The organism is Massilia sp. Leaf139 (assembly GCF_001424165.1).
Lineage (GTDB): Bacteria > Pseudomonadota > Gammaproteobacteria > Burkholderiales > Burkholderiaceae_D > Telluria.
The window spans coordinates 441,668-462,071 of record NZ_LMOJ01000024.1 but is presented as its reverse complement, the minus strand read 5'-3'; the positions used below and the strand labels follow the sequence as shown (position 1 = coordinate 462,071).

Sequence of the window (20,404 nt, the reverse complement as noted above, 5' to 3'; positions counted from 1 at the left end):
CGACCCAAAGCGGACCGCCCGTTCACTCCTCAAGCCAGTGCAAGGCTTGCGTAAGGTCGTTATAGAAAACGCGGTATTCCCCCTCACCAAATTGTCCGAAGGCGATCCGCGCTAAGTAAGCCAGTCGTGTATTCGGAACCAAAATCGCTTTACGGAGAGGTCGATCTTGGAATAGTTGCCTTGTTGTGTTGTCGAGTTTTTCTTGCATCAGTGCAAGCTCGACGTTATGCGTCTCCATTTCCAATCCGTCATAGAGTACGCGTGTGTAACCGGTATCCTGAAGCAGTTGGACTACCCGCTCGTGTGTTTCTTCAAGCATGCCTTCGGTTAATTCGCCTCTCAGTCGGGCCACAATGACGTTGCCGAGAGGCTCAATCCAAAGTTGAGTATTTGGCATTTTATCCACTTAAATTAGTTTAAAGCTCGCAATTCCACCCCCGCAATACTAAAGGCAACCGCTCCTTAGATGTGACCGCTTTTGGCCGGTTGCAGACGGTTGCAGCGCCGGCCTCCGACCCAAAGCCGACGGTACTCTCGTTGCCTTCTCGCCGCCACCACCGCTACCGAATGGGCTTAACTGGCAGGTTCCACAGCACTACAGACTTTTCTTGTACGAGATAAAACGAAGTTGCAAGGCTACCAAAATTACTGCAACCGTAATCTCCCCCATAAATCCCAAATCAAAGCGGATATTGAACAGTAAGCCGAGTACTGAGCGGGTGAGCAAATAAATTGGAAGTAAGAACCTAGACACCGTCCACCTCATACGTAAGTGCGTCCTACATGTCGGACAAATAGCACGGCCATCGAAAGGTGGCTTAAACAGGGCAGCTGCTTTCATTGAGATAGTCGACTTCCCACAGTGCGGGCACTTATACATTGCAACTCCAGAGTTAATAGGAACTCAAGAAACAAGCCAATCTAGACAGTGCGCTCCTGAGCGGTCGCAGACCATCATGAAACAATCAGTCTGCCCGAGTTGTTGCAAGATTGAAAAAGAGGAAGCGCGTTTAAGACGAGTCCGACGTCTGCTTACGACCCGAAGCGGACATACCTTAAGCGATCCGTTAATCGAGTTTGGAGCCAGCCACACTTCATCTCAATGTCCAAAGGATCTCTTCAATACGCATCACAAGCGTATTTCCTTGATCGAAGTCTTCATCGGCGTACGCCGCAATCGCAGAACAAGTCAAGTCATCTAGTGTTCCCAGAAGCATAGGATCTTTGTTCCAGTACTCTTTCATGTCACGAAACTTCGCCGCACAGCGCTCGCGCTCCTGCCGATGGGTCATGAAGCCACTATCTAGCCGATCTGCGTTAAAACTCATGACTGTTAATGCCTCCTCGAACAGGCATAAACCGTCCTTAAGTTTTTTCTCTGACATTTAATTGCCCCTGTTCAGATGTTCCTTAATGGTAGCGAACCTTCCACGTCCGCTCCTGGCCGATAGCAGACGATACTAAAGCGATTAGTCTACCCTAGTTGTTGCCAAATTGGAAAGTTTAGACAGCTTGACTTGAAGAGCTTAACGTCCGCTTCCAACCGTCCTTAAGTTTTTTCTCTGACATTTAATTGCCCCTGTTCAGATGTTCCTTAATGGTAGCGAACCTTCCACGTCCGCTCCTGGCCGATAGCAGACGTTCCCACGCAGTGTAGGTGACTTATTGACTGAACAGCAACTGAAAGCTTTCGCTAGCTCCTGAGCATCACACACATTCCACTTGCGTCTCCCCTCAACCGCGATAGAATAGGGAATGAGAATCATTCTCATTAATCCCGACTGACGCGAAGGAAATGTATGTGCGATAAACATGCCCCATCGGAGTTTGCCCCGAAGGACTGCGCCCCGCAAAGCTCGCGCCGCCGGCGCCTGTGGGAACTGCCCCATACCTGCCACTGTCCGCTGATCGGCGTCGGCCTTTCCATGCAGGGCTTGCGCAGGCTGGCTGAAAAGGTCGTGGGCGAGCAGCTGGAGCACGACGATTACGAACTGCACGTGGGTGTGGTCAACGAGTGCATGGGTCGCAAGACGCTGTCGGAGGCCTTGCAGAAGGAATTCGAGCGCCGCTATGCGGCCGAAGTCGCGCGCTTTCACAAGGCCAGGACGACGGCCGAGGTGCAGGCGCTGTGGAACGCGGCGGTCGCCGCCGGGAATGTCGCCGGCGCCTTCTGGGCCGGCCTCACCCACGCGCGCTGCACGCCGGAGCTGGAAGAACGGATGACGCGCGACATCCACATGGTGCAGCACCAGGCCGGCGCCGGCGCCCGCGTCGACATGGACAAGTACCAGGCGCTGCTGGCCGAGAATGCGCGGCTCGGGCGCGAGCTGCTGCGGCTGCAGGAGCGCTGCAACGGGCTGGTGCGGGACAAGGCCGCGGATGCACGCGAGCACGAGGCGGCGCTGATGGGATTGCGCGCAGTGGCGATCGGCAAGGACACCGAGATCGGGCAGGCGCGCGCCGAGCTGGCGGCCCTGCGCGCCTCGATCCCGGAACTGGAAACGCGCAGGCGGCTGGCGAACCGGCTGGCGCAGGTGGAAGCGCGCGAGCAGGCGCTGCGGCTGCAGCTGGCCGCGGCCAGGGCCGAACAGGCGGCGCCCGCGCCTGCCCTGCCGATCGAGGCGCCGCCGCGCGCCGACCCGGCCGAGACGCCCGTGCAGCCGGTACGCCTGGTCAATCGCAGCATCCTGTGCGTCGGTGGGCGCAGCGGGAATGTGCCGATTTACCGCAGCCTGGTCGAGCGCGTAGGGGCGCAGTTCGCGCACCATGACGGCGGGCTGGAGGACAGCAGCGGCTTACTGGATGCCAGTCTGGCGGCGGCGGATCTGGTTATTTGCCAGACCGGCTGCATCAGCCATGGGGCGTATTGGCGCGTGAAGGATCATTGCAAGCGCACGGGGACGCGGTGCGTGTTTGTGGATAATCCGAGTGCGTCGAGTTTGGCGCGGACCTTGCAGGAGGTGGAGGCGGTGGTGTGAGGGGCGTGCCCGATGTGCGGGCGCTTTAGTTGGGGCGAGATGGCGCGTTTGATCAGGCGGTGCGAACGCGTGGGCATGCCCACCCTACGGTGCACCACAGTCGTAGGGTGGGCATGCCCACGCGTACGTCCGTATGCGCGTCAACTCACATCTTGCGGCACTGCCGCAGCTCGCAGCGCGCCATGAACACCTTGCCGTCGCCGCACTGCATCCGGTAGACCTCGACCGGCCCCGGTTCGGTGATCAGCCCGGCGCCCTGGCCCGTGCAGGCATGCTCGCGCGCCAGCTGTTCGACGGTTGCCGAGGACACGCCGACGCGATACGGCACGCGTTCGATCGGCACGCCGTTGGCATCGACCAGGCGCGGCGCGGCCTTGACCGGTGCGGCCGCACGCGGGGCTTCAAGCGGCGCCGACTTGAACATCGCACACCCGCCCAGCAGGCTTGCCGCCACCAGCGCCAGCAATGTCTTCATGGCCGCTCTCCGCTCAGAAGCTCAGGGTCTTGACGCCGTCGGCCATGCCCAGCAGGCAGACATTGGCGCCCTGCTTGGCGAACAGGCCGACCGCGATCACGCCGACGATGCCGTTGATCTCGTTTTCGAGGGCCACCGGATCCGCGATCTGCAGGCCGACGACGTCGACGATCTCGCCGCCGTTGTCGGTGATGAAGGCTTCATCGCTGCCGGCCTTGGTACGCAGGCGCGGCTGGCCGCCGAGGGCGGCGAGTTTGCGCATCACGGCCGCACGCGCCATCGGGATGACTTCGACCGGCAGCGGGAATTTGCCGAGCGTGTTCACCAGCTTCGAGCCGTCGGCGATGCACACAAAACGCTTCGACACCGAGGCGACGATTTTCTCGCGCGTGAGGGCCGCGCCGCCGCCCTTGATCATGGCGCCGGCATCGGTGATCTCGTCGGCGCCGTCGATGTAGACGGCGATCGACTCGACCTCGTTCAGGTCGAACACGGGAATGCCGTGGCCGCGCAGGCGGGCGGCGGTCGCTTCCGACGAGGCCACGGTGCCCTTGATGCGGTCCTTGATCTTTGCCAGTTCGTCGATGAAGAAGTTGGCCGTCGAGCCGGTGCCCACGCCGATGATTTCGCCCTCGACCACGTAATCGATGGCGGCGCGTGCCACGGCTTGCTTGAGTTCGTCCTGAGTCATGATGTCTGCATTGGTGGAAAGGAATGCCGCCATTTTAACGGATCGCCAGACCCTGCCGGCCGGCGCTGCGTCGGAATCGCCACATGCATACTCGATTCCTGTCCGTATGTATCCATTTTGAATTGCCGAAAGCATAAAAATCACAGACACTCGGTTAATTGCAATTTGGCATCATCTTGCATCTCTTTTCCTCAGACGGGCGACACGATGAAACTCTTCACCAAAAAGCGGGTACTGGTTGCCGGTGCCCTCCTGATCGCGGGCGCGGGCGCAGTCGCCTGGGCCAACCGCAACAGCGAGCCGAAAACGCCGCCGCTGAAATACCGCGCCAGCGCCGTCGATACCGGCAGCATCACGCACACCGTCACCGCCACCGGCACCATCAATCCGGTCGCGCTGGTGAATGTCGGCTCGCAGGTCTCGGGCACCGTGGTCGAGCTCAAGGCCGACTTCAACGACCGCGTGAAAAAAGGGCAGGTGCTGCTCAAGCTCGACCCTACCATCTTCAACGCCCAGGTCGGACAGGCGCGCGCCAGCCTGGCCTCCTCGCAGGCCTCGCTGCGCCTGGCCCAGGCCAGCTTCGAGCGCAACGAGCAGCTCGTCGCCCAGAAATTCGTCTCGAGTCTCGCGCTCGACCAGTCGCGCCGCGAACTCGACGTGGCGCGCGCCAACGTCCAGCTGGCCAACGCACAGCTCGCGCGCGCGCTCGCCGACGTCAACAACAGCGTGATCCGCAGCCCGATCGACGGCGTCATCATCAAGCGCACGATCGACCTGGGGCAGACCGTGGCCGCTTCCTTCAACACGCCGAACCTGTTCCAGATCGCGCAGGATCTGACCAAGATGCAGATCGATACCAGCGTCTCGGAAGCGGACGTCGGCGCCCTCAAGGACGGCCTGCCGGCGCGCTTCGTGGTCGACGCCTACCCGAGCCGCGAATTCCACGCGACCATGCGCCAGTTCCGCCTGGCACCGAACGTGGTGCAGAACGTCGTCACCTACAACGTCGTGCTCGACGTCGCCAACCAGGACGAACTGCTGAAACCCGGCATGACGGCGCAGGTGCGCCTGGTGGTGGACAACCGCCCGAAAGCGCTGCGCATCCCGACCGCCGCCCTGCGCTTCCGCCTGTCGGAAGAAGACCAGGAAAAGGAACGCAAGGCGCTCGCCGCCAAGCAGCCCAAGGACGCCGCCGGCAACGCCGTCGTGCCGCCGCTCGAGGACGACCTGGCGGCCCAGGGCACGGGCGAGACCGCGCGCATGTTCAAGGTCTACAAGCTCGACGCGAAGAACGAACCGAAGCCGGTCGACATCCGCATCGGCCTGTCGAATTTCCGCTACACGGAAGTGGTGAGCGGCGACCTGAAAGTGGGCGAGCGCGTGGTCACGCGTTCGCTGGCGCCAGCGCAGGAGATGTGATGGCGGCGGTCATGAACGACGCGCTGATCGACATCCGCGCCGTCACCAAAAGCTATGTGTCGGGCAGCGTCGAGACGCCGGTGCTGTTCGGGGTCGACCTGCGCGTGGAGCGCGGCGACTTCATCGCGGTGATGGGGCAGTCGGGCTCCGGCAAGTCGACGCTGATGAACATCCTCGGCTGCCTGGACCAGGCCAGCGGCGGCGACTACCTGCTGGCAGGCGCCGATACCCGTTCGCTCTCGCGCCCGCAACTGGCCGAAATCCGCAACCGCACCATCGGCTTCGTGTTCCAGAGTTTTAACCTCATCAAGCGCATGAGCGTGATCGAGAACGTCGCCCTGCCCCTGATCTACGCGGGCGTGGCGCGCGGCCGCGCACTGGCGAAGGCGAAGCAGGAGCTGGAACGGGTCGGCCTGGGTGAACTGGGCAAGCGCACGCCGAACCAGCTCTCGGGCGGCCAGCAGCAGCGCGTGGCGATCGCGCGCGCCCTGGTCGGCGACCCGCCGCTGATCCTGGCCGACGAGCCGACCGGGAACCTCGATACGCAAACCAGCGACGACATCATGCGCGGCCTGCAGAAGCTCAATACCGAACGCGGCATTACCATCGTGCTAGTCACGCACGAGCCGGACATTGCGGCCTGGAGCCGGCGCCTGGTGCGCCTGAAGGACGGGCGCGTGCTCTACGACGGCCCGGCCGGCGAAGGCTTGCGCCAGCTCGCCGCCAGCCACGAGCAGGCCGCGGCCGGCGATCGGGATAGTGCGCGCAACAGTGCTCACGATCGTGCAACCGGGAGCGTGCCATGAAGGTCTTCCAGGTCGTCGTCGAAGCTCTGCGCTCGATGGCCGCGAACCGGCTGCGTACCGCATTGACCATGCTCGGCATCGTGATCGGCATCGCCTCGGTGGTGCTGATGCTGGCGCTGGGCGACACCATGCAGCGCTTCATCAAGAAAGAGATGCAGATGCTGGGCACGAACATGGTCTACATCATGCCAGGCGGCGACCGCACCGCGGAGCTGCGCAGCCGCAGCGGCGCGGCGCCCTCGCTGACCCTGGCCGATGCGAATGCCTTGAACCGCCTGCCCAACCTGCTGGGCGCGGCCCCGGCCCTGCAGGGCACCTTCAAGCTCGCCGCCGGCAACGAGACCGCCGCCAACATGGTGCACGGCGTGACGCCGGCCATGTTCAAGATCCGCAACTGGAAGATCGAACAAGGGAGCATGTTCACCGACGACGACGTGCGCGCCGCCGCGCGCATGGTCGTGGTGGGCCAGAAGGTGGCGGATCGCTATTTCTATCGCCAGGATCCGCTCGGGCGCTACCTGCGCATCGAGAACGTCTCCTTCCAGATCATCGGCGTGCTGCAGGGCGAGGGCCGCCAGCTCGACGGCGACGACCTGTCCGAGATGGTGCTGGTGCCGATCACCGCCGCGCGCGCCTACATGGTGCGCGGCCCTTTCCCCGACAACGTCCACTACATCGCGGCGCAGGGCAAGAGCGATGCGGTGCTGACCGATGCGATCGAAGACATGAAGGAAACCCTGCGCGACCGCCATCGCATCAAGCTCGACGATCCCGACGACTTCCGCATGCAGAACATGGCGACCTTCGCCGCCACGGCCGGCAAGATCTCGGCCGGCATCGCAGCGCTGCTGGGCGTGATCGGCGGGATCTCGCTGCTGGTCGGCGGGATCGGCATCATGAACATCATGCTGGTGTCGGTAACCGAGCGCACGCGCGAGATCGGCATCCGGATGGCGATCGGCGCCAAGCCGCGCGACATCCTGCTGCAGTTCCTGACCGAGGCGGTGATGATCTGCCTGGCCGGGGCGGCCGTCGGCATCGGGATCGCGGCGGCGGGTGCGGCGGCGATCAGCGCGGCGGCCGACTTCGACGTGCGCGTCGGCCTGAGCGCCGTGATCGTGGCCTGCGCCTTTGCCACGGCGGTCGGCGTGTTCTTCGGCTTCTATCCGGCGCGGCGCGCCTCGCGCCTGCTGCCGGTGGACTGCCTGCGCCATGAGTGAGGACATGCATCGGATTCGCCAGCTCGGCGCGGCCGATGCGGCGACGATGGACGCCGTGCTGCGCTTTTTCGGCCAGGCCTTCGGCGATCCGGCCTCGTACACGAGCAAGCCGCCAAGCGCCGCCTACCTGCGCAAGCTGCTCGGACGCGACAGCTTCATCGCGCTGGCGGCTTTCGAGGATGGCCAGGTCACGGGCGCCCTATGCGCTTACGAGCTGCACAAGTTCGAGCAGGAACGCAGCGAGATCTACATCTACGACCTGGCGGTGGCGGCGACGCACCGCCGGCGCGGCATCGCCACTGCGCTGATCGCGGCCTTGCAGGACATCGCCGCCGCGCGCGGCGCCTGGGTCATCTTCGTGCAGGCCGATACCGCGCCGGAAGACGCGCCGGCGATCGCGCTCTACAGCAAACTCGGGGTGCGTGAAGACGTGCTCCATTTCGACATTCCCGTCGCCCGCGCGGCGGATCGATAACGTGTTCAGTTCAGGAGGCAGTATGAGTTCAATGACCCTGTCGCGCCGCGCATTCGCGGCCGGCGCCGTAAGCCTGTTGGCAGTCTTGCCCCTCGCCAGTGCGCTGGCCGCGACCTTCTCCTCGGAGCGCATCAGCGTGCGCACCGAGGGGTCGGGGCCGGACGTGATCCTGATTCCCGGCCTGAATTCCTCGCCGCGCGTCTGGGCCTCGACCGTGGAGGCGCTGCCGGGCTACCGCTACCACCTGGTGCACATCGCCGGCTTTGCCGGCCAGGCGGCCGGCGGCAACAAGGAGGGCGCGGTGGCCGCGCCCGTGGCCGAGGAGATCGCGCGCTACATCCGCGAGTCGAAGCTGAAGCAGCCGGCGGTGATCGGCCACTCGATGGGCGGCACCATCGGCATGATGCTCGCAAGCCGCCATCCGGACACGCTCTCGCGCCTGATGGTGGTCGACATGTTCCCCTTCCTCGGCACCTTCTTCGCCGGCCCGGGCGCCCCCCAGGCACGGGTGGAAGCGGTCGCCGACGGGGTCGCCGCCGGCATGCGCGCCACGCCGCCCGAGCAGCGTTCGCAGCGCGCCAACGAGACCATCGCCGGCATGGTCGACACCGAGGCGATGCGTCCGGTCGCAATAGGAGATTCGATGGCCAGCGATCCGGACGTCGCCATCCGCGCCTACCGCGAACTGATCGTCACGAACCTGATTCCCGAACTACCGAAGATCGCCGTGCCGACCACGGTGCTGTACGTCCAGCCCAAGAGCGTGCCGATCCCGGCCGAGCAGTTCGACGCTGCCTACAAAGGCGGCTATGCGCCGCTGAAGAACGTGAGCCTCAAGCGCATTCCCGACAGCGCCCATTTCATCATGTGGGATCAGCCGCAACGCTTCCGCAGCGAAGTCAAAGCCTTCCTTGGTGCGCCATAATTATTGCCTAATGGAATCAGTAATCGGCACCGTTGCAAAATTAAACATTTTTTTTGAGATCCAACATATTTACAAAAAATCGATTTATACTTTTTCTTAACTAGGAACAAAGGCACCACAGAAATTTAGCGCCGCAAGTCAGAAGTGAGTAGCAGAACGATGTACCGGTACGCGCATCCATAGCGCACAAGCCTGCCGTCAGTGCGGGAACGAAGCCGAACACGATTCTAGGGAGAGCTCCTTGCATGAACGCGTTTCATTCGTGGTACTGCCGTTCCTCGGCAGCGCATCGCATCGCCATGCTCACGCTCCTTGCCGCCGCCTCCGTCGCCGGATGCGGCGGCAAGAGCGGCGGTAGCGACGGCGGCGGCTCCAGCAGCGGCTTCGGCGGCAGCACCGGCAGCGTCGCCAACAGCGGGCCGACCAAGACCGCGCTGCGCGTCGAAGCACTGGACGCCGACGGCGACTCGCTGCAATACCAGTGGCGCGTGACCGGCGGCAGCGTCGAAAACCGTAATGCGCGCGAAACCATGTGGACGCTGCCCGATGGCCCGGGCCTGCACTTCGCCTATGTCCTCATCTCCGACGGCAAGGGCGGCTACCGCGAGCAGCAATACGCCGTCTCCAGCGACGGCACGCGTGTCTCGGCGCCGGTGCGGCCGCCGGTGGCTTATACGGCGTCCACGGTCAGCGATTTCTCCGGCACCCCCGTCAGGCTGCGCTTCCAGGCGCCGGGCGATACCAGCTTCGCCCCGCCGGGTGGCGGCACGCCCGTGCGGCGCACGGTCTACCTGCCCGACGTCCAGGTGCAGGTGGTGTCGAACGGCGCAGTGGTCTACAGCGGCGTGTCCGACCTCAGCGGCGAAGTGGGCCTGCCCAAGCTCGATGCGGCGCGCAGCTACGACATCAAATGCGCGACGACCCAGGGCGTCGTGCTCGATACCTGCCTCGCCGGCTTCGCGCCCGGCACCGTGGCCTCGGTCGTGACGGTGCAGCCGGCGCTGCCGGAAGGCCGCAACCTGCGCCTGCACGGCCACGTCGGCCTGGCCGACGGCGGCATTTGCGGCACCGAGAACGAATTCCTCGGCCTGCAAAGCGCGGCCACCGTGCAGCTGCTGCAAGCCGATGGCGCCGTGCTCGGTGCGCCGGTGCGGGTCAACCGCTTCGGCGACTATGCGCTCGATGCCGCCGTGGCCGTGCAGGCCCGCCTCAAGCTGCGCGTGCAGTGCGAGTCGTATGCGGCGACGCTGGACGTGCCGGCGCCGGCCGCCGCCGGCTACGTGCGCAGCGTCCCGGTCGAGGTGTCGCACCAGATTCCCAACAGCCGTCCGCGCGTGGTGCGGATGCTCGCCAACGGCATGGACGGCAACGTGCGCGGCGATACCCTCGACCTGGAAACGGCGGCCTCGCAAACGCGGGCCCTGCCGAGCCCCGACCACTTCCTCACCTACAAGGGCAAGGACACGCGCCTGAGCGCCTGCATGTACTACCGCTCCCTCGGCGCGGTCGGCGATTGCGACGCCCAGGGCAACATGGTCGCGGCCATCTCCTTCGACGACTGGAAGCGCAAGCACAAGTTCAAGCCCTACGCCGGCGCCAATACCGAAGTGGCGGCCGACTACATCAACAAATGGGACTTGAACCTGGTGCGCCGCATGGTCGCCACCAGCACCGCGCCCGATTCGATGGCCTTCTATGTGTGCAACCACCCGGGGCCGGACGGCAGCACCCAGACCGAGATCGACCAGGTGCTCGACACGGCCTTCCGGGGCGAGAACCAGGTCGCCTGCGTGGCGATGGAGTATTCGACTTCGCCCGGCGTGAATGGCGGCGTACCGTTCACCAAATTCCTGACCTTCGGGCCGGACGGCGCGCTGCTGCCCTCGATTAACCTCGACGGCCGCGGCGAAAAATACATGCCGGGAGCCTGCGTCGCCTGCCACGGGGGCACGCAATACAACGGCCGCTTCCCGGACAAGGGCAATCCCTCGCCCTTCCTCGGTGCGCGCTTCCTGCCTTTCGACACCGGCAACTTCCTGTTCAGCTCACGCCCCGAGCTGACCGAACGCGCCCAGACCGACGCCTTGTACCTGCTCAACCAGATGGTGCGCGCCACCGAGCGCACCGGCGCCGCACCGCCCGACAGCCCGACCACGCGCCTGATCGACGGCTGGTATGCCGGCGGCCGCACGCTCGACAAGAACTACCTGCCGCCGCGCTGGCGCGTCGACGAAACCCAGGCCGCCACGGCGGGCGCCGCGCGCTTCTACCGCGAAGTGATCGGCACCTCCTGCCGCACCTGCCACACGGCCCTGGGCAGCAGCCGCTTCGATTGGGACGAATTCGGGCCGCTCCAAATGCGCGGTATCTCGGAGACGCACGTCTGCGGCGGCACGGCCGACCTGGCGCGCAACGCGAGCATGCCCAACGCGCTCGTCACGCGCAACAGCATGGCCGAACGGGTGAAGACCGACCCCGGATTGGCGGCGCTGATGCGTACCTATTTCGGATGCGACGCGCCGCGGCCCGACCCCGCCTATCCGCAACAGTAAGGCCACCGTTTTACCTGAGGATGCCGACCATGAAGCTGATCATGTTCCCTTCGCTGCGCCCGTACGGCTGGCGCCCTGCCGCCGCCGCGCTGGTTCTGCTTGCCGGCTGCACCAGCGCCGGTTCCCCGCCCGCCTCCGCTCCGGCGCAAGCGCCCGACACGGCGCCGTCGCCGCAGGCAAGCGCACCCGTAACCGCCGCCGCGCAGCCGGTGCAGGCACCCCTGCGCAAGGTCGCGGTCGTCGATCCGAAGGATCTCGTGCCGCCGGCGCCGATTCCCTTCGAAGGCGCCGTCAACCGCGCCGGCCAGGATCTGTTCGCGCAGGCGCGCGCCCTGCTCGGCGACGAAAGCCGCGCGCTGGTCGTCGACCCGCTGATCGACGCCAATACCGGCGCCCAGACCGTCAGCACGGCGCGCATGGGCACCCAGCTCGAGTCGCTCGTCAAATCGAAGTACAGCGGCTGGGCGGTGAAGCCGCTGACGCGGCAGGCGCTGGCCGAAAAGCCGCTGCTCCTGATCGGCACCCTGACCCCGGTCACCGTCGAGCGCAGCGTCGACACGGTGCCCGACGCCTTCCGCGTCTGGCTCACCCTGATCGACCTGCGCACCGGCCGGGTGATCGCCAAGCAGATCGACCGCGCCACCGTCGGCTCGGTCGACCCGGAACCCCTGCCCTTCTACCGCGACAGCCCGACCTGGCACAAGGACAAGACGGTGTCGGGCTACATCAACTCCTGCCAGGTGAACACCAGGATCGGCGACCCGGCCGACCCCGACTACCTGGCGCGCCTGCCCGGCGCCGCGGTCGTCAACGAAGCCATCCTCGCTTATGGCGACGGCAAGATCCCGCAGGCGAACACGCTCTACAAGGAAGCAGCCGCGCTGGCCGATCCGGGTGACCTGCGCGTGCTGAACGGCCTGTACCTGACCAGCTGGCAGCTGGGCCAGCGCGAGGCCGCGCGCGAAGCGTTCGCGAAGCTGGTCGATTCGGGCCTGGAATCGAAACGGTTGCCGGTCAAGATGCTGTTCCAGCCGGGTAAAACGGCATTCAACCAGGTCGGCGACCTGCCGCAGCAATACCAGATCTGGCTCGCCTCCTTGGCCCAGCAGACCGGCAAGGCCGCGGCCTGCGTGCGCATCGTCGGCCACACCAGCCGCACCGGCAGCGCGCGCGTCAATGAGACCCTGTCGCGCCAGCGTGCGGAGGCGGTGCAGAAGATGCTGCTGCAGCAGAACCGCAGCCTCAGTGCGCGCTTGACGGCGGCAGGCGTGGGCTCGAAGGAGGCGCTGGTGGGGCTGGGGACGGATGACCAGCGCGATGCGCTGGATCGGCGGGTGGAGTTCAGGGTGGTGGATTGTATTTGAGGGTGGCGCACACAGCATCGACAGGGACTTGATCGCAGGCGAATAGGGAGAATGCAATGGCGGCGTTTTGGCAGAGAGGGATGCTTCGTGTGCTCCTGGCGCTGGGGCTGGCCTTGGTTGGCTTGGGCTGGTCCTCGGGCGCGTCCGCCGCCGATCCGGCGCGCGGCCAAACGCTCTTCAACGGGTCGACCTACCAGTGCGCTTCCTGTCATGGCAGCACACCGAACGCATCGGGATTTCCGTCGCCGCCTGCGTCCTATCACCTGCGCTTCTCGGAACCCTGGTCGGCGTCCGTCGGCGCCTTCATTGACCGGCTCAAGTCGCCGCCGACGGTCACCCAGATGCAGACCCTGGGGAACGCCGCCAGCAGCGGCGACCCGGTCGCCGTCGCCGATGCGGCCGATATCTACGCCTATTTGATCCGGGCACGGGATCGCTTCAACCCGCAGGCAATCATCACTCCGCCCGCCAGTACGAACACCGAAACCGGTACCACCCTCACCTTCGACGGCGGCAACAGCATTCCGGCAGGCGACGTCACCTATTCCTGGTCGGTGCGCAATCCGTCCGGTGTCACCAGTTCGTCCGGCACCGGCGCGACCCAGAACGTCTTCTTCAGTACCGTGGGCACGTATCGCGTGATGCTGACGGTGCGGCCGGTCGGCGGCGGCACCTCGGCCTCTTCCTTTGTCGACATCAATGTGACCGCTGCCGCCCAGGCCATCATCAGCAGTCCCGCAAACAATACGAGCGTCGTCGCCGGCACCACGCTTACGCTCAACGGCGGCACCAGTACGCCGGTCGGCGGCGTCACCTACCAGTGGGACGTGCGCGACCCGGCCAATGCCGTGGCGGCGTCCGGCAGCGGCGCGACACAGGTCGTCACTTTCACCAACGTCGGAACCTATCGCGTCAACCTGACCGTGCAGCCGAGCGGCGGCGGCACGCCCTCGACCGCTTCGATCAATGTCATCGTGACCGCGCCCATCGTGGCCCAGGCCATCATCAGCAGTCCCGCCAACAACACGAGCGTCGTCGCCGGCACCACGCTCACGGTCAACGGCAGCACCAGCACGCCGCTCAACGGGGTCAGCTACCAGTGGGCCCTGCGCGATCCGGCCAATGTCACCACGCCGCTCGGCACGGCTTCGACGCAAAGCATTCCCTTCCCGACGGCCGGCACCTACCGCGTGACGCTGACCGTGCAGCCCAGCGGGGGCGGCACGGCCTCCTCCACCGGGATCGACATCGTCGTCACCGCGCCGCCGCCGGTGGTCGCGCAGGCCGTCATCGCCAGTCCGCCCGCCAGCGTCGTGATCGGCACCACGCTGACGATCAGCGGCAGCGGCAGCACGCCGGCGAACGGCGTCAACTACCAGTGGTCGCTGCGCGATCCTGCCAACGTCACGACCCAGCTCGGCACCGCCGCGACCCAGAACGTCACCTTCGCCACCGTCGGCACCTACCGGGTCAGCCTGACCGTCGTGCCCACAGGCGGCGGTACGCCGTCGACCGCCGGCGTCGACGTGAGCGTGACGCCGGCGCCGAGCGTGCCGACGCCCGTGTATTTCCCTTCCGGCTTCGGCGCGCTGACCGGTTTCACGGCCTCGACCGCCGACGCCCAGACGCTGTGCCCGACGATCCAGAACACCGGCACCGCCACGCTGTCGCTCGGCTTCGCGGCGGTGCAGGCGGCCGGCAGCAGCGCCGATTCCTCCGGCTACTTCGAACTGGGCGACAGCGCCGGCTGCCCGGCGACGCCGCGCCCCTGCATCGCTTCGCTGCCGGCCGGCAGCCCGATTTCCGGCAACACGAACCTGCAGGCGCCGGCCGATGCGGCCTGTACGTTGGCACTGCGCTTCAATCCGGCGAAATTCGGCGCCGGCGGCGGCCTGGGCGCGCGCTCGGCCACGCTGCGCATCACGCACAACGCGCCCGCCGGCACGGTCGTCGACGTACCCCTGAGCGGCAACGTGACCGCCGCGCCCCAGCCGGGCATCGGCCTGTTCACTAACCCTGGCGCCGGCGCGAACGGCCGCGTGTCGCCGCCGGCCTTCGCGGCGCAGCCGCTCAACAGCGCCAGCGCGGTCTGGAACGAGTTCCAGGTCTTGAACAGCGGCGATGCGGACGGCCTCGACATCACCGAAGTGGGCAACAGCAACCCGCAGGAATTCAGCCTCGCTGAAAACTGCGTGAACGCGGCGCCGCTGGGACGCGCCAGCACCGGGGCGAGCTGCGCGATCGGGATGCGCTTCACGCCGAATGCGCTGGGCGAACGCTGCACGACGGTCAGCATACGCGCGGCGCTGAGCAGCAATGGCGCACAAAGCCGCACCATCTGCGGCACCGGCGTCGCCGCGCCCGGCCCTGCCATGACGCTGTCCGCGGACACGATCGACTTCGGCCGCCGCTTCATCAACGCCGTCTATCCGCCGCGGCCCCTGGTGATCGGCAACGGCGCCGGGGCAACCGGCCCGCTCCAGATCAACGCGATCACCTTGACCGGTTCCGGGTTCGCACTGGTTCCGGAAGGCCCCAATGCGCGTACCCCTTGCGTGGGCACGACGCTGGCGGCGGGTGCGAGCTGCACCGTGCAGGTGCAGTTCACGCCGGATCCGGCGCGGCCGGACATGCCCTACAGCGCGTCCATTCAGATCGATACCAACGATGCGACGCCGCGCCGCACCGTCAGCCTCGCCGCGATTGCTGCGACAGGCGGGACACCGCCGGTGCTGCAGTTCCCGGGCACCCCGGCCCAGATCGAATTCGCCAACTTCGTCGTGGCCGGCCAGCAGTCGGAACAGGCCCTGAGCGTCACCCTGCGCAATGCCGGGCCGGGCGCCGCGTCGATCGAGGCGATCCGCATGGTCGGCGCCGATGCTTCCAGCTTCAGCGCGACCGGCTGCCCGGCGACCCTGGCGGAAGGCGACACCTGCCCCATCAGCCTGCGCTTCGTTCCGGGCAGCGGCGGCGCCAAGCGTGCGCAGCTCGAAGTGCTGTCCTCGCGCAGCGTCGCCCCGCCCCTGGTCACCGTCACCGGCCGCGCCGTCGGCGGCACCTCGGCCTTCCTCACCACCTCGTCCGCCGGCCTGGCGCTGGGCGAGGTGCGGGTCGGCGCCCGCTCGTCGCCGGTCGAGATCCGGCTCGCCAGCGCCGGCGACGGCGTGGTGCAGGTCACCGGGATGGAAGCCGAAGGCCCCTTCACGGTGCAGCCGAAGACCTGCCCTGCGGTGCCCTTCACCCTGCCGCGCGGCGCCGACTGCACGGTGACGGTGACCTTCACGCCGACCGACGCCCGCGCCGCCACCGCTTCGCTGCGCATCAGCACCGATGCCGACACCCGGCCCCTGGTGGTGCCGCTGAGCGGCAGCGGCCAGGCCGAAGCCGAGATGTCCAGCGGCGGCTGCTCGCTGGCCTCGGGCGACACGCGCTTCGATCCGACGCTGTGGCTGCTCGTGATCCTGGCCAGCGGCGCCATCGTCTACCGCAAGCGTGCGCGCGCCGCGCGCGGGCGCCAGCCATGAGCCGCGGCATGCTGCGTGCGGCGGGCGGATCGGATGCGGCGTCCTGGCGCCTGCCGCTGGTGTGCGGCGCGCTGGCACTGATGGCGATGCTGACGGTCGACGATGCAGCGCGGCGCCTGCTCATGCTGCTGGTGCTGGCTCCGCTGCTCGAGGAAGCCGTGTTCCGCGCCGGCCTGCAGGAGGCCCTGCAGCGCCGCTGGCGCCCGCAGCCGGCGAATGCCGTGACGGCCCTGGCCTTCGGTCTGGCGCATGCGCTGGCGCGCGCCGATGCCGCCGCCTTCGCCGCCGCGCTGCCGGCGCTGCTGATCGGCGCCGTGTACGCGCGTACCGGGCGGCTGCGCTACTGCGTCGCGCTGCACGCGGCGATGAATGCCCTCTGGCTGCGCTGGAGCATGGCGGGCGGACTGCCGGGCATCCTATAAGGCTGTGCAAACTCAGAACAACAGGGAGAATCCTTCATGATGCACACACGACCGTCCAGACACAGCCTGATCGCCGGCCTGCTTTCCCTTGTCGCTTCAGGCGCGCAGGCGCAAGCGGAGCTGTCGACCCAGGGCGTGCTGGACTTGTCGTACGGCCGCTTCGAGCCGAGCGGCTTCTATCGCGAGCACCGCTTCAACAGCAATTCGCTGACCGCCAGCTTCGTCGGCCTGAACGCGAAATACGGCCTGGAGGGCGGGTACAGTGTCGGCGCGACGGTCGAATCGTTCGTCCGCTTCCAGGACTGGAGCCTCGGGCGCAGCGGCAACGATCCCTTCTTTTCGCGCAATGCCTTCGTCTCGGTGAGCAGCAAGTACGGCAGCGTGCGGGTCGGGCGTTTGCAGACTTACTTGTTCGACGCCACGGCGCGCTTCAACGCGCTGGGCAATTCGGTGGCCTTCTCCCCCGCGATCCGCCATGTCTTCGCCGCGGGGAACCTGGAAGGCGTGCAGGGCGACTTCTACTGGAACCGCGCCGTCAGCTACAGCACCCCGAACTGGGAAGGCGTCACCGCCAACCTGATGTACAGCCAGGGCCAGAACGACGCGCGCGGCCACCGCGCAGCGGCGAGCCTGATCGTCTCGAAGGGGTTGTTCGGGGCCGCGCTGTCGGCGCAGCGCGTGCGCCGTAACGACGGCATCATCGATCCGGTCAGCGAGGACACCTGGCAGGCCGGCGCCACCTACAACTTCGGCATCGTGCGCGTGTTCGGGCTGTTTACCCGCACCCGCGACCGCGGACTGGAGGTGAACAGCAAGCTGTCCTCTGGCGGCGTGGCGATTCCGGTCGGGCCGGGTACGCTGCAGGCCCAGGCCGGGCGCGCCACGACCGAGGGCGTGGCGGTCGAGCGCAAGCACACCTCGGTGAGCGCCGCCTACCTCTACCACTACGACAGCAAGACCGATGTCTACGTCGTCGGCATGGACGACCGCGTGCGCAACCAGACGAAGGGCGTGTCGCTCGCGGCCGGCGTGCGCTACCGCTTCTGAGAGAGGCCGCCGCCCTTGTGACCGATCCCAAGAAAATCGCCGAGATCCATGCGCTGACACGTCCGAGCGTGCAGACACGCCCTGGCGCAGCCGCTTCCGCCGAGGACTGGGACGACCACTCCCTGCCGCTCGGTAGCCGCGTGAGCGAATTCGAGATCACGGGCATCATCGGCAAGGGCGGCTTCGGCATCGTCTACCTGGCCTGGGATCATTCGCTCGACCGCGTGGTCGCGCTCAAGGAGTACATGCCCGCCTCGTTCGCCTCGCGCAAAAGCCAGACCCAGGTCAGTCCCCTCTCCGAACGGCACCGCGAGACCTTCCAGGTCGGCCTGAACAGCTTCGTCAACGAAGCCAAGCTGCTGGCGCAATTCCACAGCCCGTCCCTGGTCGAGGTGCACCGCTTCTGGGAAGCGAACGGCACCGCTTACATGGTCATGCCCTACTACCGCGGCAAGACCCTCGGCGAGACGGTGCGCGCCTTTTCCGGGCCGCCGGACGAAGCCTGGCTGCTCGACCTGCTCGCGCCCCTGACCGAAGCATTGATGGAGCTGCATTCGGTGCAGTGCTATCACCGCGACATCGCGCCCGATAACATCCTGATCCTCGACGACACCCGCTCGCCGCTGCTGCTCGACTTCGGCGCGGCGCGGCGCGTGATCGCGGGCCAGGCGCACGCGCTGACCATCATCCTCAAAGCCGGCTACGCGCCGGTCGAGCAGTACGGCGAGATCCCCGGCATGGAACAGGGGCCGTGGACGGACGTCTATGCGCTGGCCTCGGTGGTGTACTGGGCGGTCACTGGCAACACCCCGCCGGCGGCCACCAGCCGCATGATCCGCGACAGCTATGTGCCGCTGGCCGAATGCGCGCCGGCGCAATACAGCCGCGCCTTCGCCGCCGCCATCGACCGCGCGCTGGCCGTGCTGCCGGAGGCGCGCACGCAGTCGATCGAGGCCCTGCGCGGCGACCTGGGACTGGGGCCCTCCACCGTGCGCAGGACGGCCGCGCCGTTTCGATGGTCGGATGCCGATGCGACCGTCGTCATGGTGCCGCGCACGGGTGCGCAAGGCCTGACGGGCACGCCGCCGACGCCGACTGCGCCGGCGCGCGTGGAACAGGCGCAGACCGTCGTCCCGCCCTTGCCGCCGACCGAGCAGGCGCCGCCGCTGCAAAAGCCGCGTAAGCACCCGCTGGCGGCGATGATCGGGGCTGCGCTGCTGGCTGCCGCAGCGGGCGGCGTGTGGTTCTTCCAGTCCGGTGGCGATGCGCCGCCGCCCGCGCCTGTCGTCGCCGAGCGCCCTGCCAGCGTGCCATCCGCGCCGCCAGCATCGCCGCCTGCGCCCTCCCCGGCACAAGCCGTCCCCGTTCCGCAGTCGGCCGCGGACGCGCTGGCGCTGCTCCTGGTCAGCAGGGATCCCGCCCTCGGTGTCAGCGCCGGCCTGGAAGAAAAGAATGCGGGCGCGGCACGCCGTTTGCGCTACACGTCCGGCGAGCCAGGACGTGCCTACCTGATCGGCCTGCGCGACGGCCTCGATGAACCACTCAGGCTGCTGTCGCCGGCCCCCGAGACGCCGCTGCGCACCCAGGCGAAAGGCACGCTCGATTTGCCTGACGAACTAAAACCCGGCGCATGGAAGCTCGTACTGATCATCGCGCGCCAGCCGCTCAACCCGGGCGCTCAGGGCTGGAACGCCGAGGGCGGTACCTGGACATGGCGCCCCGGGGCCAAGCTGCCTTGGGACATTCCGGCCTGCGCGCCCGAGCGTGCGCCCTGCGTCGCGGCCTACGGCGCCGCGGCGGTCGAGACGACGGTTGAAGCAGCCGTGGTGGCCAGGCCGGCTCCTGCGCCGCCGGCCGGCGCTACGCGCAAGTCCGAGCACGCAAGGCCGCAGAACAGCCCAGAACGCAGCAAACCGGCACCCGCCAAGGCCAAGGCCGATCCCGAATGCGAGCGGATTCTCGTGCGCATGTCGCTGGGCGAGTCCAGCCAGGAACTGATCGACCGGATGAAGACCCTGAAGTGCAACTAGCGGCTGCGGCAGACGGAAGCCGGGCGGTCGCCCGCACCGATCAGGCGAATGGCGCCGCTGCCGTCCGGCCGGGGCAGGAGGCAAAAGCGCGCGCCGTAGTGCAGCGGCATGGCGGCGTTCTTGCCGGGCCGAACCTCGATGCGCACCGTGTACACGACGCCGCTGGCCAAGGGGCCGGCCGGCGTTTGCGGCAGCGCCTGCACGCGGCCGCCGTAGGGGATGCACATGCTGAAGGCAAGCGGAAAGGTGCGCTGGGGCGGCATCGCCATGCGCCACATCACCCGTTCGCCTGAAGTGACGATCACCGATTGAAAATCGGGGCCGCCGCCGCGTTCCTCGCGTTCCGCGATGGTGAAGCACGGCAGGTCGTTCTTCCCGGTGCGCACCTCGGCCGCACCCATGCGCCGCGCCGCCGCGATGTCCGGCATCAGAAGGACGGTGAGGAACAGGGTCGGAAGCAGCTTCATGGTGGGATC

At 66.8% G+C, this 20,404-nt stretch carries 17 protein-coding genes; 12 read left to right on the top strand and 5 right to left on the bottom strand.

What is annotated here, in order from left to right; genetic code table 11:
• Nucleotides 1-22 precede the first annotated feature (22 nt).
• Both ASF77_RS17840 and ASF77_RS17835 read right to left on the bottom strand, forming a co-directional pair.
• On the bottom strand, nucleotides 23-397 hold the full coding sequence (locus tag ASF77_RS17840) for an STAS/SEC14 domain-containing protein (protein WP_156648926.1): 375 nt from the start codon (nucleotides 395-397) through the stop codon (nucleotides 23-25).
• A 697-nt stretch (nucleotides 398-1,094) separates the two neighbouring features.
• Complete coding sequence (locus ASF77_RS17835) at nucleotides 1,095-1,385, bottom strand: hypothetical protein (protein WP_056342245.1); 291 nt, start codon at nucleotides 1,383-1,385, stop codon at nucleotides 1,095-1,097.
• A 414-nt stretch (nucleotides 1,386-1,799) separates the two neighbouring features.
• On the opposite strand from ASF77_RS17835, the gene ASF77_RS17830 reads away from it, so the two are divergent.
• Nucleotides 1,800-2,978 (top strand): DUF2325 domain-containing protein, encoded by a 1,179-nt coding sequence (locus ASF77_RS17830; RefSeq protein WP_056342242.1) that lies wholly within the window; start codon nucleotides 1,800-1,802, stop codon nucleotides 2,976-2,978.
• Nucleotides 2,979-3,123: 145 nt separating this feature from the next.
• On the opposite strand, the gene ASF77_RS17825 is transcribed toward ASF77_RS17830, so the two are convergent.
• Nucleotides 3,124-3,453: a hypothetical protein gene (locus ASF77_RS17825; RefSeq protein WP_056342239.1), complete on the bottom strand. Its 330-nt coding sequence runs from the start codon at nucleotides 3,451-3,453 to the stop codon at nucleotides 3,124-3,126.
• A gap of 13 nt (nucleotides 3,454-3,466) precedes the next feature.
• Entirely contained in the window at nucleotides 3,467-4,144 is a 678-nt protein-coding gene (gene rpiA, locus ASF77_RS17820; RefSeq protein WP_056342347.1) for a ribose-5-phosphate isomerase RpiA, read from the bottom strand.
• A gap of 207 nt (nucleotides 4,145-4,351) precedes the next feature.
• Between rpiA and ASF77_RS17815 the strand changes: the two genes are divergently transcribed.
• The 11 genes from ASF77_RS17815 (at nucleotide 4,352) to ASF77_RS17765 (ending at nucleotide 19,928) form a co-directional block, all read left to right on the top strand.
• Nucleotides 4,352-5,563 (top strand): efflux RND transporter periplasmic adaptor subunit, encoded by a 1,212-nt coding sequence (locus ASF77_RS17815; protein ID WP_056342236.1) that lies wholly within the window; start codon nucleotides 4,352-4,354, stop codon nucleotides 5,561-5,563.
• The gene (locus ASF77_RS17810; protein ID WP_229445478.1) at nucleotides 5,563-6,369 is read left to right on the top strand and encodes an ABC transporter ATP-binding protein; all 807 of its coding nucleotides are present in this window, start codon (nucleotides 5,563-5,565) and stop codon (nucleotides 6,367-6,369) included. The genes ASF77_RS17815 and ASF77_RS17810 overlap by 1 nt, the downstream gene beginning before the upstream one ends.
• Nucleotides 6,366-7,589, top strand: a complete 1,224-nt coding sequence (locus ASF77_RS17805) for an ABC transporter permease (protein ID WP_229445477.1) — start codon at nucleotides 6,366-6,368, stop codon at nucleotides 7,587-7,589. The genes ASF77_RS17810 and ASF77_RS17805 overlap by 4 nt, the downstream gene beginning before the upstream one ends.
• A gap of 4 nt (nucleotides 7,590-7,593) precedes the next feature.
• Nucleotides 7,594-8,064, top strand: a complete 471-nt coding sequence (locus tag ASF77_RS17800) for an AAC(3)-I family aminoglycoside N-acetyltransferase (protein WP_082493859.1) — start codon at nucleotides 7,594-7,596, stop codon at nucleotides 8,062-8,064.
• 22 nt (nucleotides 8,065-8,086) lie between these two features.
• Nucleotides 8,087-8,989, top strand: a complete 903-nt coding sequence (locus ASF77_RS17795; protein ID WP_200934196.1) for an alpha/beta fold hydrolase — start codon at nucleotides 8,087-8,089, stop codon at nucleotides 8,987-8,989.
• 245 nt (nucleotides 8,990-9,234) lie between these two features.
• A complete protein-coding gene (locus ASF77_RS17790; RefSeq protein ID WP_056342230.1) occupies nucleotides 9,235-11,541 on the top strand; it encodes a hypothetical protein in 2,307 nt (768 codons plus the stop codon).
• A 29-nt stretch (nucleotides 11,542-11,570) separates the two neighbouring features.
• Nucleotides 11,571-12,905, top strand: a complete 1,335-nt coding sequence (locus ASF77_RS17785; RefSeq protein ID WP_162244869.1) for an OmpA family protein — start codon at nucleotides 11,571-11,573, stop codon at nucleotides 12,903-12,905.
• Nucleotides 12,906-12,985: 80 nt separating this feature from the next.
• Entirely contained in the window at nucleotides 12,986-16,429 is a 3,444-nt protein-coding gene (locus ASF77_RS17780) for a choice-of-anchor D domain-containing protein (protein ID WP_056342224.1), read from the top strand.
• On the top strand, nucleotides 16,426-16,851 hold the full coding sequence (mrtJ, locus tag ASF77_RS17775) for a JDVT-CTERM system glutamic-type intramembrane protease (protein ID WP_056342221.1): 426 nt from the start codon (nucleotides 16,426-16,428) through the stop codon (nucleotides 16,849-16,851). Before ASF77_RS17780 ends, mrtJ begins: the two co-directional genes overlap by 4 nt.
• Before the next feature lie 36 nt (nucleotides 16,852-16,887).
• Complete coding sequence (locus tag ASF77_RS17770; RefSeq protein ID WP_056342218.1) at nucleotides 16,888-17,898, top strand: porin; 1,011 nt, start codon at nucleotides 16,888-16,890, stop codon at nucleotides 17,896-17,898.
• A 17-nt stretch (nucleotides 17,899-17,915) separates the two neighbouring features.
• Nucleotides 17,916-19,928, top strand: a complete 2,013-nt coding sequence (locus ASF77_RS17765; protein WP_056342215.1) for a serine/threonine-protein kinase — start codon at nucleotides 17,916-17,918, stop codon at nucleotides 19,926-19,928.
• Here the strand turns inward: ASF77_RS17765 and ASF77_RS17760 are convergent.
• Nucleotides 19,925-20,395: a hypothetical protein gene (locus tag ASF77_RS17760; protein ID WP_056342213.1), complete on the bottom strand. Its 471-nt coding sequence runs from the start codon at nucleotides 20,393-20,395 to the stop codon at nucleotides 19,925-19,927. The two genes, ASF77_RS17765 and ASF77_RS17760, sit on opposite strands and share 4 nt — an antisense overlap.
• Nucleotides 20,396-20,404 lie beyond the last annotated feature (9 nt).